The following is a 12,188-nucleotide window of genomic DNA, read 5'->3' as shown; positions in this document are numbered from 1 at the left end:
GCCGCATTCGCGAGCAAGCTCGCTCCCACAGGGAATCACCGAATTTGCCTAGGAAATCACCATGAGTTTTATCACCGAAATCAAAACCTTCGCAGCACTGGGCAGCGGCGTCATCGGCAGCGGCTGGGTCGCCCGCGCCCTCGCCCATGGCCTTGACGTGGTGGCCTGGGACCCGGCGCCGGGTGCCGAAGCGGCGCTGCGCAAACGCGTGGCCAACGCCTGGGGTGCGCTGGAGAAAAACGGTCTGGCGCCGGGCGCGTCGCAGGATCGTCTGCGCTTTGTCGCGACCATTGAAGAATGCGTGCGCGATGCGGACTTCATCCAGGAAAGCGCCCCGGAACGCCTCGAACTGAAACTGGATCTGCACAGCAAAATCAGCGCGGCGGCCAAGCCGAATGCGTTGATCGGTTCCAGCACTTCCGGCCTGTTGCCGAGCGAGTTCTACGAGAGCTCGACCCACCCGGAACGCTGCGTGGTCGGTCACCCGTTCAACCCGGTTTACCTGCTGCCGCTGGTGGAAGTGGTCGGCGGCAAGAACACCGCGCCGCAAGCGATTCAGGCGGCGATGAAAGTCTACGAATCCCTCGGCATGCGCCCGCTGCATGTGCGCAAGGAAGTGCCGGGCTTCATCGCCGACCGCCTGCTCGAAGCGCTGTGGCGTGAGGCGCTGCATCTGGTCAACGACGGCGTGGCGACCACGGGTGAGATCGATGATGCAATCCGCTTTGGCGCCGGTCTGCGCTGGTCGTTCATGGGCACGTTCTTGACCTACACCCTGGCCGGTGGCGATGCCGGCATGCGCCACTTCATGTCGCAGTTCGGACCGGCGCTGCAGTTGCCGTGGACGTACCTGCCGGCACCGGAACTGACCGACAAGTTGATCGACGATGTGGTGGATGGCACCAGCGATCAACTGGGCCGGCACAGTATTTCGGCGCTGGAGCGCTATCGTGATGATTGCTTGCTGGCGGTGCTTGAGGCGGTGAAGACCACGAAAGAAAAGCATGGAATGAGTTTCAGCGAGTAATCGATCGTTCCCACGCTTTGCGTGGGAATGCAGCCCGGGACGCTCTGCGTCCCAGAAGCGTGACGCAGAGCGTCACAGGAGGCGTTCCCACGCAGAGCGTGGGAACGATCGCATCAGGAGAAAATATGCCCACACTCACCACCTACCAAACCCGCATCATCCCCGACTGGGTCGACTACAACGGCCACCTGCGCGACGCCTTCTATCTGCTGATTTTCAGCTATGCCACCGACGCCCTGATGGATCGTCTCGGCATGGACAGCAACAACCGCGAAGCCAGCGGTCACTCGCTGTTTACCCTCGAACTGCACCTCAACTACCTGCACGAAGTGAAGCTCGATGCAGAAGTCGAAGTGCGCACGCAGATCATCGGCCACGATCAGAAACGCCTGCACCTCTATCACAGCCTGCACCTGGCCGGCGGTGACAAGGAGCTGGCCGGCAACGAACAGATGCTGCTGCACGTCGACCTCGTCGGGCCGCGCTCCGCACCATTTACCCCGGACACCCTGGGCCGTCTGCAAGCCATCGTCGCCGAGCAGGCCGACCTGCCCGCCCCGGCTTACATCGGCCGGGTCATCGCCCTGCCACCAGCCCGGTAAATCCATCCATCGCAAGGAGCCGCCATGCACACCGCCGTCGCAGTTGCCGATTTCCGTACTTATCCGTTGATCAGCGCGCTGAACGGCGTGCAGAACCTGGCGGATCGCGTCCTGATTGAATGGGCCGACGGGCGTGTCAGCCCGTTTCACCACGTGTGGCTGCGCGACAACTGTCCGTGTCCGCACTGCGTCTACAGCGTCACCCGCGAGCAGGTGTTCGAGATCGTCGATGCGGCGCAGGATCTGTCGCCCTCCGCCGCACATATCGACACCGATGGCTGCCTGCGTATCGACTGGCAGGACGGCCACCTCAGCCGCTTCGATGCGGGCTGGCTGCGGGCCCACGCCTATGACGACGAATCCCGCGCCGAACGCCTCGCCGCCAAACCTAAACCCTTCCTGTGGCGCAGCGATTTGCAGTTGCCGGTGTTCGACTATTCAGCCCTGATGAACGACAACGCCGCGTTGCTGCAATGGTTGCTGGCAGTACGCGATATCGGTCTGACTCAGGTGCGTGGCGTGCCCACCGAACCCGGTTCACTGAAGCTGATCGCCCAGCGCATTTCGTTCATCCGCGAGAGCAATTTCGGCGTGCTGTTCAACGTGCAATCCAAGGCCGACGCCGACAGCAATGCCTACACCGCTTTCAACCTGCCGTTACACACGGATCTACCGACCCGCGAGCTGCAACCGGGGCTGCAATTTCTGCATTGTCTGGTGAACGACGCCGAGGGTGGCGAGAGCATTTTCGTCGACGGTTTTGCGATTGCCGAAACATTGCGTCAGGAGGATCCCGCGTTGTTTCAGGCGCTGTGCGAGATCCCGGTGGAGTTTCGCAACAAGGACCGCCACAGCGACTATCGCTGCCTGGCGCCAATCATCGCCCTGGATGCGTTGGGCCGGGTCGCGGAAATCCGCATGGCCAACTTTCTGCGCGGCGCGTTCGACACGTCAGTGGAGCAAATGCCCCCGCTGTATCGCGCTTACCGTCGCTTCATCGCCATGACCCGCGAGCCACGTTTCCGGGTGATGCAGCGGCTCAATCCGGGCGAGCTGTGGTGCTTCGACAACCGCCGCACTTTGCACGCGCGCAATGCGTTCGACCCGACCACCGGGGCCCGGCATTTTCAGGGCTGCTACATCGATCGGGATGAATTGCTGTCGCGGATTCTAGTGTTGCAGCGCTAAACCGCGTCATCGTTCATCGCCAGCAGGCTGGCTCCCACAAAGAGCGCATTTCAATGTGGGAGCCAGCCTGCTGGCGATGAATGCACCTCGATTTACCTGACACACAGGCAAAAAAAGCCCCGATACAAGCCGTGACAGGATCGGGGCGAGGGTACTGTTGAGGAGCTGCCGTGGCGAGGGTGACCAAACCTTCGTGAAGCGAGCTGGGTCCAGTGTGCCCACTCCCCATGCCGGCAAGTTAGCCGAAAACGACATGCTCATAGCCAATGTGGACACTGCGACAAATCGCCCTTGCCGTGCCTGGGCAGGCCTACCAGAATCGAGCCACGACCTCCGTTGCCGAAGAAGGATTCGCGTCATGATGTATGCCGATTTGATCGATCAGGAAGACCTGTTGGGCCAGCTCAAGTCGTTGGGATTCGAAGTACCGTCGGGCTCTACCGCCCAGCAGGCGTGCGAGTGCGCGGTGCGGGGGCTGGACGATGTGCGGGCCAACACGCTGCGCACCATGGTCAAGCAGATGTACACCAGCAGCGCGAGCATTCAGCCGACCGTGCGCGAAGCCATCGACAAGCAGTTGCTGCCGGCCCTGGCGCAGTATCAGCAAACCCGCGCCTGACATCTGACCAAAAAAAAAGATCGCAGCCTGCGACAGTGCCTTTTTTCAAGGCGCTGTCGCAGGCTGCGATCTTTCGTTTTAGAGGCGCACGCTGGCGAAGGTCGACTCGTTGCGCGCCTGGCTCAACGCCGACATCGGCCCGGACAGCGGCGACATCACGATGGCCTGCGGCAGCGGCATCATCGCCACCTGCTGGGTGGTGTTGGAGCCGACGCGCTCGTCACGCGGCGGAATGCCGAAGTATTCGCGGTAGCACTTGGAGAAGTGCGGTGTCGACACGAACCCGCAGACCGACGCCACTTCGATGATCGACATCGGCGTCTGCTTGAGCAGTTGCCGGGCACGGATCAGACGCAGCTTGAGGTAGTAGCGCGACGGCGAACAGTGCAGGTATTTCTGGAACAGGCGCTCGAGCTGGCGACGGGACACGGCGACGTACACCGCCAGTTCGTCGAGGTCGATCGGCTCTTCCAGGTTGGCTTCCATCAGCGCGACGATTTCCTGCAGTTTCGGCTGGTTGGTGCCGAGCATGTGCTTGAGCGGCACGCGCTGGTGATCCTGCTCGTTGCGGATGCGTTCGTAGACGAACATTTCCGAGATCGCGGCGGACAGTTCACGCCCGTGATCGCGGCTGATCAGGTGCAGCATCATGTCCAGCGGCGCGGTGCCGCCGGAGCTGGTGAAACGGTTGCGGTCGAGGGTGAACAGACGGGTGCTCATCGCAACGCGCGGGAAAGCTTCCTGCATCGCCGCCAGACATTCCCAGTGCACGCTGCAATCGAAGCCGTCGAGCAGGCCGGCGCAGGCCAGGGCCCAGCTGCCGGTGCACACGGCGCCGAGGCGACGGGACTGACGCGCCTGGCTTTGCAGCCACGAGACGTGTTCACGGGTAACGGTGCGTTGAATGCCGATCCCGCCGCACACGATGATGGTGTCGAGGGCCGGGGCTTTGTGCATGGAGGCGTCGGGGGTGATCTGCAGACCGTCACTGGCCCAGACCTGGCCGCCATCAACGGTGAGGGTGGTCCAGCGATACAGCTCGCGACCGGACAACTGGTTGGCCATGCGCAGCGGTTCGACTGCGGAAGCCAGGGAAATCAGCGTGAAATTGTCCAGCAGCAGAAAGCCGATGGATTGAGGCGCACGGTTCTGGGGTTGAGCCCCGGAGTTGAACGACGTCATCGCGGTATCTCCTCACACAAAGCGGGTGATGGCCTCAGGCGGAGGCTCTTGTTATTGCCATCGTTCTCTTGCGTGAGACGGGCTTTGTTATGACAGAGCAATTGCCATGCCTAAATTTGAATGGCTGTTCAATAACTCCTGAAAACGACGTCGCGACGCGTCTATACAAGCGCTCCGACGAAAGGTAATTCGAAGTGCCATCAGCGGCCGCGAATGCCCTGCTCCGATGGGTGTGAGCAAATCGGTAGCACTTGTGGGAACTGGCCTGCGCACGATTGTCCTACAGTGTCACCGCAGGCACGGGTGACGGACGGTAGCGCCTGCAAATCAGGCGCTGGAGGTGGGAAAGACTCTTATCTGATAGCGACGCGCCAAAAGGTGGCGCGTTTTGATTCCGGTGTGCACTTAACGCGCAGTTTTGACTGGTCCGGCCTCATCGCTGGCAAGCCAGCTTCCACAATTGAGCGAGTTCCTCTGCCGGAATGCGATCGAATGTGGGAGCGGGCTTGCTCGCGAAGGCCACACCTCGGATTTACTGACTCAACATTCAACCGCACTGACCGCCAACCCGCCCCGCGATGTCTCTTTATATTTGTCATGCATGTCGGCGCCGGTATCACGCATGGTGCGGATCACCCGGTCCAGCGAAATAAAGTGCTGGCCGTCCCCGCGCAAGGCCATCTGCGCCGCATTGATCGCCTTCACCGCCGCAATCGCATTGCGCTCGATGCACGGCACTTGCACCAGGCCACCCACCGGATCGCAGGTCAGGCCGAGGTTATGTTCCAAGCCGATTTCCGCCGCGTTGCACAACTGCTCGGGGCTTGCGCCAAGTATTTCCGCCAGCCCTGCCGCCGCCATTGCGCAGGCCGAACCGACCTCACCCTGACAGCCGACTTCAGCGCCGGAGATCGAAGCGTTCTTCTTGCACAGAATTCCCACCGCTGCGGCGCCGAGGAAGTAGTCGACCACGTTGGCGTCGGTCACTGCCTCGCTGAATTTCATGAAGTAATGCAGCACCGCCGGAATGATCCCCGCCGCGCCGTTGGTGGGCGCCGTGACCATGCGTCCGCCGGCGGCGTTTTCCTCGTTCACCGCGAGGGCGAACAGGTTGACCCACTCCATGGCGCTGAGGGTCGAGCCGATCACGTTGGGCTTGTTCAATTCCTGAAGGCTGCGGTGCAACTTCGCCGCGCGGCGGCGCACGTTGAGGCCGCCGGGCAGGATGCCTTCGTGCTTGAGGCCCTGCTCGACGCAATCCTGCATCGCCCGCCAGAGTTTCATCAGGCCGGCGCGGATTTCTTCCTCGCTGCGCCAGACCTTCTCGTTGGCCATCATCAATTCGGCCACGCGCAGGTTGTGGGTCTTGCACAGCTCCAGCAGCTCCACCGCGCTGGAAAAGTCGTAAGGCAACTCGGTGCGATCCAGATCCACCACGCCGCTGGAGGCCTGCGCCTCGTCCACCACAAAACCACCGCCGACCGAATAGTAGGTGTCGCGATGCAGCTCGCCGTGATCGCCTTCGGCAACCAGGGTCATGGCGTTGGGATGGAACGGCAGGTTCTCGTCGATCAGGCGCATGTCCCGGCCCCATATAAAGGGCACCGACAAACGACCGTCGAGCAACAGCGTATGGGTTTCACGCAGGGCCTGGATCCGCGGGCCGATCTGCGACGGGTCGATCGCGTCCGGCCACTCGCCCATCAGACCCATGATCACCGCGTTGTCGCTGCCATGACCGACACCAGTGGCCGACAGCGAACCGAACAGCTGCACCTCGATGCGACGCACCTGCTCCAGTAGATGTTTGTCGCGCAACGACTCGACGAACAGGGCGGCGGCGCGCATGGGCCCGACGGTGTGGGAACTGGAAGGGCCAATGCCGATTTTGAACAGGTCGAAAACGCTGATAGCCATTGCTGCAGAGCTCCTGAGAGTGCCGGTCCGGGGCGTGAAGCGCCCGCTGGCGGAGCTGCTACGCTCAAGCTGCGATCCGCCGGAATGCCCGCATCATCGGGCTTTTCCCGGGTCGCTCGGCGTCTGACACCGACGCACTCATGCCCACTAACGCCGTGCCGGTTTCAGCCCGTGTTTTCGCCGTTTTTATGCGGTTCAGATGGCCAGACAGGGCAGAAAAAAGCTGTAAACGACGTCACTGACACTGGATGCGACCATCCCTGTACTGGATACGACGCACCCTGTAGGCGTCAGATTTTCACTGGTACATGATCGTATCGACTCGATTGCAAGGCGCTGCGGTAGAGCTGTCTCCAGAACGCCATCCAACCGCAACCCATAAGTGCGGTGGTCCAATCGGAACACTGCCAAAAAAAACACCAAGGAGTCCATTCATGAAAGGTTCCCCGTCGTTGTTGTTGGCCGCCATGCTGAGTCTGCCGTTACTGGCTCAAGCCGCAGAACCGGCGCAGTGCAGTACCGTGAACTTCTCCGATGTCGGCTGGACCGACATCACCGCAACAACCGCCACCACCTCCGTCGTGCTTCAGGCCCTCGGCTACAAGACCAAGACCACCATGATTTCCGTACCCGTGACCTACAAGTCGCTGGCCGACGGCAAGAACATGGACGTATTCCTCGGCAACTGGATGCCGACCATGGAAAACGACATCAAGGCCTACCGCGACGCCGGCACCGTGGAAACCGTGCGCACCAACCTCAAGGGCGCCAAGTACACCCTCGCCGTTCCGCAAGCCTTGTATGACAAGGGTCTGCATGACTTCGCCGACATCGCCAAATTCAAGAAGGAACTCGACGGCAAGATCTACGGGATCGAACCGGGCAACGACGGCAACCGCCTGATCCAGAGCATGATCGACAAGGACGCCTTCGGCCTCAAGACCGCCGGCTTCAAGGTCGTCGAGTCCAGCGAAGCGGGCATGCTGTCGCAGGTCGACCGCGCACAGAAACGCGACACCGCCGTGGTGTTCCTCGGCTGGGCGCCGCACCCGATGAACAAGCGCTTCAAGATTCAGTACCTGACCGGTGGTGACGATTTCTTCGGCCCGGATTTCGGCGCCGCCACCGTGGCGACCAACACCCGCAAGGGCTACGCCGAGGAATGCAGCAACGTTGGCCAACTGCTGAAAAACCTGGAGTTCACCGTCGACATGGAAAGCGAACTGATGGGCAACATCCTGGACGACAAGATGAAGCCTGACGCGGCCGCCAAGGCCTGGCTGAAAAAGAATCCACAGGTGCTCGATACCTGGCTCGCTGGCGTGACCACCATTGACGGTAAACCAGGCCTGGAGGCCGTGAAAGCCAAACTCCAGTAATCGCTTATGCCGGACGGCTCACGCCGTCCGGGCTGTTTATTTCCTTGCATGCGGACGTTCACTACCATGCTGATTGATCAGAAAATCCCTTTAGGCCAGTACATCGCGGGCTTCGTTGAATGGTTGACGCAACACGGCGCCAACACCTTCGACGCAATCGCCGTGACCCTGGAAACGATGATCCACGGCGTGACGTTTGCGCTGACCTGGTTCAACCCGCTGGTGCTGATCGGCCTCATCGCCCTGCTGGCCCACTTCATTCAACGCAAATGGGGCCTGACCGCGTTCGTGGTCGCCTCCTTCCTGCTGATCCTCAACCTGGGGTACTGGCAGGAAACCATGGAAACCCTCGCCCAGGTCATGTTCGCGACCCTGGTCTGCGTGGTCATCGGCGTGCCGCTGGGCATCGTCGCCGCGCACAAACCGATGTTCTACACTTTGATGAGGCCGGTACTCGATCTGATGCAGACCGTACCGACCTTCGTTTACCTCATTCCTACCCTGACCCTCTTCGGGCTGGGCGTGGTACCGGGCCTGATCTCGACGGTGGTGTTCGCCATCGCCGCGCCGATCCGCCTGACCTACCTGGGCATCCGCGATGTCCCGCAAGAACTGATGGACGCCGGCAAGGCCTTCGGCTGCTCGCGTCGCCAACTGCTTTCACGGATCGAACTGCCTCACGCCATGCCGAGCATCGCGGCCGGCATCACCCAGTGCATCATGCTGTCGCTGTCGATGGTGGTGATCGCGGCACTGGTGGGCGCCGACGGACTCGGCAAACCGGTGGTCAACGCACTGAACACTGCTGATATCGCCCTGGGCTTCGAAGCGGGCCTGGCGATCGTACTGCTGGCGATCATGCTCGACCGTATCTGCAAACAACCCGACGCCAAAGTAGGGGGTGACGCATGAGCATAATTCGCTTCGATAACGTTGACGTGATCTTCACCAAGGATCCGCGCGAAGCACTGAAACTTCTCGATCAAGGCCTGACCCGCAGTGAGATCCTGAAAAAGACCGGGCAGATCGTCGGCGTTGAAAAAGCCAGCCTCGACATCAACAAAGGCGAGATCTGCGTGCTGATGGGCCTGTCCGGTTCCGGCAAGTCGAGCCTGTTGCGCTGCATCAACGGCCTCAACACCGTGAGCCGCGGCAAGCTGTTCGTCGAACACGAAGGCAAGCAGATCGACATCGCCTCCTGCACCCCGGCCGAGCTGAAAATGATGCGCACCAAACGCATCGCCATGGTGTTCCAGAAGTTCGCTCTGATGCCGTGGCTGACGGTGCGCGAGAACATCAGTTTCGGTCTGGAAATGCAGGGTCGTCCGGAAAAGGAACGGCGCAAGCTGGTCGATGAAAAACTCGAACTGGTAGGCCTGACCCAATGGCGCAACAAGAAGCCGGACGAGCTGTCCGGCGGCATGCAGCAGCGTGTCGGTCTGGCCCGCGCACTGGCGATGGATGCCGACATTCTGCTGATGGACGAACCGTTCTCGGCCCTCGACCCGCTGATCCGTCAGGGTCTGCAGGATGAACTGCTGGAACTGCAACGCAAGCTGAGCAAGACCATCGTGTTCGTGAGCCACGACCTCGACGAGGCGCTGAAACTCGGCAGCCGCATCGCGATCATGAAGGACGGCCGGATCATCCAGTACAGCGTGCCGGAAGAAATCGTGCTCAACCCGGCGGACGATTACGTGCGCACGTTCGTCGCCCACACCAACCCGCTGAACGTGCTGTGCGGTCGCAGCCTGATGCGCACCCTGGACAACTGCAAACGCATCAACGGTTCGGTGTGCCTGGATCCGGGCGGCGACTCGTGGCTGGACCTGGCCGAAGGCAACACCATCAAAGGGGCGCGGCAGAACGGTTCGGTGCTGAACCTGCAGAACTGGGCACCGGGGCAAGCCGTGGAAGGGTTGGAGCGCAAACCGACGCTGGTGGACTCGAACATCGGCATGCGCGACGCGTTGCAGATCCGTTACCAGACCGGCAACAAACTCGTGCTGCACGACAACAATCATGTGGTGGGGATTCTTGGGGACAGCGAGCTGTATCACGCGCTGCTCGGCAAGAACCTGGGGTAAAGAGAGCAGACACAAAAACGCCGCGAAAGGATCGCGGCGTGATCGTTCCCACGCTCCGCGTGGGAATGCAGCCCGGGACGCTCCGCGTCCCAAATCAAAAGCCGAACGCGGAGCGTCCGTTGAGGCATTCCCACGCAGAGCGTGGGAACGATCAGGCACAAAAAAGGGGCTCAACTTGAGCCCCTTTGTATTCCCGCACAACGTGCAGGAAAGATCACTTCACAACTCAGCTATAGACCCGGCCAAGGAGCTGCCGATGGCTTTCAAACTGATCGAGCACATCACGCGTGATCTGATCCTGTGTGAAGCCCATCAGGTCGTAGTCCTGGCTGCCGTTGTGCAGGTACACCTCGGCGCGGTAGAAACGCTGGCGCGCTTCATCGGACTGGACCGACTCGCTCGGGGTCGCCAGGTAGCCGTCCAGGCTCACTTCGTAGACAAAAGGGTTGCCCTCTTCCATCTCGACCCGCACGCCCATGCAGCGCTTGGATTTGCCCAGCAGCGTCTGCACTTCCAGACCCTGTGCACGCATTTGCGCAGCAGCATCTTCCAGCGCCGGGCTGACGTGTTTGTCCATGAAGCGCTGAACCACCGACTGGCTTGGTTGCAGATCCAGCTGGGTCAGACGCTCGCTGAAACCACGACGACCGCGTTCAGCCAGTTGCGCCTGCTCCTGTTCGATCTGCATGTCCTGACGCATCGCCTTGTGCAGGCCGAACATGAAGCACACCAGGACCACCGAGAACGGCAGACCGGCCAGCACCACCATGGTCTGCATGGCTTCGAAGTTACCGGCGAACAGCAGGCCGATGGTCACCAGGGTGATCACGACCGACCAGAAGATCCGCAACCAGTGCGGGGCGTCTTCGTCGACGTTGCCGCCCTTGCAGGACAGGTTCGCCATCATCACCGCGCCGGAGTCGGCCGGGGTCAGGAACAGTACGAAACCAACAAAGATCGACACACCGATGATGACTTTCGACGCCGGGTAGTGTTCAAGCAACTGATAGATCGCCATCGACGGCTGTTCCAGCGCCGTCTTGCCGAGTTCCACCGCACCCTGGTTCATCACCAGATCCAGCGCCGAGTTACCGAAGATCGACAGCCACGCCAGGGTGAAACCCAGCGGAATCAGCAGCACGCCAGCCACCAGTTCACGCACGGTACGACCACGGGAAATACGCGCGATGAACATGCCGACAAATGGGGCCCAGGAAATCCACCACGCCCAGTAGAACAGAGTCCACAGGCCCAGCCAGCGGTCGGACTTCTCGCTGTCGCCTTCATAGACGTACAGGTCGAAAGTCTTCAGCACCACCCCGTTGAGGTAGTCGCCGATGTTCTGCACGAAGCCGTTGAGCAGGTGCAGGGTCGGGCCGAACAGCAGAACGAAAATCAGCAGGCCGCTGAACAGGATGATGTTGAGGTTGGACAGACGACGGATGCCGTTTTCCACGCCGGACACGGCAGCGATGGTCGCCACCGTGCTCATCACGATGATCACGATCAGCAGGTTGGTGTTGCTGTGTTCCATGCCGAACAGGTTTTCCAGGCCCGAAGACACTTGCAGCGAGCCGATCCCCAGGTTGGTCACCAGACCCAGCAGGGTCACGAACATGCCGAAGCCGTCCACCGCATGACCGGCAGCGCCCTTGACCCAACGCTCGCCCACCAGCGGGTACAGCGCCGAACGCAGTGCCAGCGGCTGGTTATGACGGTAAGCGAAATAAGCCACGGCCAGACCGACCAGTGCGTAGATCGCCCAGCCGTGCAGGCCCCAGTGCAGGAAAGTCAGCTGAACAGCCTGACGTGCCGCCATATTGGTAGCGGACGCGCCTTCCGGCGGATTGAAGTAGTGATCCAGCGGTTCGGAAGCGCCGAAGTACAGCAGCGAAATACCGATACCCGACGAGAACAGCATCCCCGCCCAGGCGCCGTAGCTGAAATCCGGGGTGTCGTCCTTGCTACCCAGTTTGAGTTTGCCGTACGAGGAAAACGCCAGGCCCACCACGAAAACCAGGTAAGCGGCGATCACCACCATGTAGTACCAGCCGAAGCTGCGGGACAACCAGGCCTGAGCCACTCCCAGCATTCTGCCGGCCTCTTGCGGGGCGATGATCAGAATGGCGGTCAACAACAGAATCAGCGCGGTAGAGGTGTAGAACACCCAACCGTTGACCGTCACCT

10 protein-coding genes are annotated in these 12,188 nt (G+C 61.1%); 7 read left to right on the top strand and 3 right to left on the bottom strand.

Features of this window, described 5'->3' with window-relative positions:
* Positions 1 to 61 precede the first annotated feature (61 nt).
* The 4 genes from CAF90_RS25725 to CAF90_RS25710 all read left to right on the top strand — a co-directional run bounded on the left by CAF90_RS25725 (position 62) and on the right by CAF90_RS25710 (position 3,436).
* Positions 62 to 1,027 (top strand): L-carnitine dehydrogenase, encoded by a 966-nt coding sequence (locus CAF90_RS25725; protein WP_085608904.1) that lies wholly within the window; start codon positions 62 to 64, stop codon positions 1,025 to 1,027.
* Between the two features lie 125 nt (positions 1,028 to 1,152).
* Positions 1,153 to 1,629 (top strand): thioesterase family protein, encoded by a 477-nt coding sequence (locus CAF90_RS25720; RefSeq protein ID WP_085608903.1) that lies wholly within the window; start codon positions 1,153 to 1,155, stop codon positions 1,627 to 1,629.
* Positions 1,630 to 1,653: 24 nt separating this feature from the next.
* Entirely contained in the window at positions 1,654 to 2,817 is a 1,164-nt protein-coding gene (locus CAF90_RS25715) for a gamma-butyrobetaine dioxygenase (RefSeq protein WP_085608902.1), read from the top strand.
* Between the two features lie 358 nt (positions 2,818 to 3,175).
* A complete protein-coding gene (locus CAF90_RS25710) occupies positions 3,176 to 3,436 on the top strand; it encodes a hypothetical protein (protein ID WP_007959758.1) in 261 nt (86 codons plus the stop codon).
* Between the two features lie 78 nt (positions 3,437 to 3,514).
* Here the strand turns inward: CAF90_RS25710 and CAF90_RS25705 are convergent, their stop codons facing one another.
* Together CAF90_RS25705 and CAF90_RS25700 are read right to left on the bottom strand one after the other, a co-directional pair.
* A complete protein-coding gene (locus CAF90_RS25705) occupies positions 3,515 to 4,618 on the bottom strand; it encodes a GlxA family transcriptional regulator (protein WP_007959756.1) in 1,104 nt (367 codons plus the stop codon).
* A 540-nt stretch (positions 4,619 to 5,158) separates the two neighbouring features.
* Positions 5,159 to 6,535: an L-serine ammonia-lyase gene (locus tag CAF90_RS25700; RefSeq protein WP_007959754.1), complete on the bottom strand. Its 1,377-nt coding sequence runs from the start codon at positions 6,533 to 6,535 to the stop codon at positions 5,159 to 5,161.
* 434 nt (positions 6,536 to 6,969) lie between these two features.
* On the opposite strand from CAF90_RS25700, the gene CAF90_RS25695 reads away from it, so the two are divergent.
* From CAF90_RS25695 to choV, 3 genes are all read left to right on the top strand, one after another.
* On the top strand, positions 6,970 to 7,914 hold the full coding sequence (locus CAF90_RS25695; RefSeq protein ID WP_007959751.1) for a choline ABC transporter substrate-binding protein: 945 nt from the start codon (positions 6,970 to 6,972) through the stop codon (positions 7,912 to 7,914).
* 66 nt (positions 7,915 to 7,980) lie between these two features.
* A complete protein-coding gene (choW, locus tag CAF90_RS25690; protein ID WP_007959749.1) occupies positions 7,981 to 8,826 on the top strand; it encodes a choline ABC transporter permease subunit in 846 nt (281 codons plus the stop codon).
* Complete coding sequence (gene choV / locus CAF90_RS25685; protein WP_007959747.1) at positions 8,823 to 10,001, top strand: choline ABC transporter ATP-binding protein; 1,179 nt, start codon at positions 8,823 to 8,825, stop codon at positions 9,999 to 10,001. Before choW ends, choV begins: the two co-directional genes overlap by 4 nt.
* Before the next feature lie 226 nt (positions 10,002 to 10,227).
* Here the strand turns inward: choV and CAF90_RS25675 are convergent, their stop codons facing one another.
* Entirely contained in the window at positions 10,228 to 12,168 is a 1,941-nt protein-coding gene (locus CAF90_RS25675) for a BCCT family transporter (RefSeq protein ID WP_256578524.1), read from the bottom strand.
* Positions 12,169 to 12,188: the final 20 nt, after the last annotated feature.

It is taken from the genome of Pseudomonas sp. B37(2017) (genome assembly GCF_002112885.1).
Classification (GTDB): Bacteria; Pseudomonadota; Gammaproteobacteria; order Pseudomonadales; family Pseudomonadaceae; genus Aquipseudomonas; species Aquipseudomonas paraglycinae.
Note: the sequence above shows the minus strand (reverse complement) of the source record. Positions and strands in the feature narration are given on the sequence as shown.

Bases quoted from the DNA above. Each gene is read 5' to 3' on its own strand.
- choW (WP_007959749.1), top strand. From the start codon at position 7,981: ATGCTGATTGATCAGAAAATCCCTTTAGGCCAGTACATCGCGGGCTTC.
- CAF90_RS25715 (WP_085608902.1), top strand. From the start codon at position 1,654: ATGCACACCGCCGTCGCAGTTGCCGATTTCCGTACTTATCCGTTGATC.
- CAF90_RS25710 (WP_007959758.1), top strand. From the start codon at position 3,176: ATGATGTATGCCGATTTGATCGATCAGGAAGACCTGTTGGGCCAGCTC.
- choV (WP_007959747.1), top strand. From the start codon at position 8,823: ATGAGCATAATTCGCTTCGATAACGTTGACGTGATCTTCACCAAGGAT.
- CAF90_RS25695 (WP_007959751.1), top strand. From the start codon at position 6,970: ATGAAAGGTTCCCCGTCGTTGTTGTTGGCCGCCATGCTGAGTCTGCCG.
- CAF90_RS25725 (WP_085608904.1), top strand. From the start codon at position 62: ATGAGTTTTATCACCGAAATCAAAACCTTCGCAGCACTGGGCAGCGGC.
- CAF90_RS25700 (WP_007959754.1), bottom strand. From the start codon at position 6,535: ATGGCTATCAGCGTTTTCGACCTGTTCAAAATCGGCATTGGCCCTTCC.
- CAF90_RS25705 (WP_007959756.1), bottom strand. From the start codon at position 4,618: ATGACGTCGTTCAACTCCGGGGCTCAACCCCAGAACCGTGCGCCTCAA.
- CAF90_RS25720 (WP_085608903.1), top strand. From the start codon at position 1,153: ATGCCCACACTCACCACCTACCAAACCCGCATCATCCCCGACTGGGTC.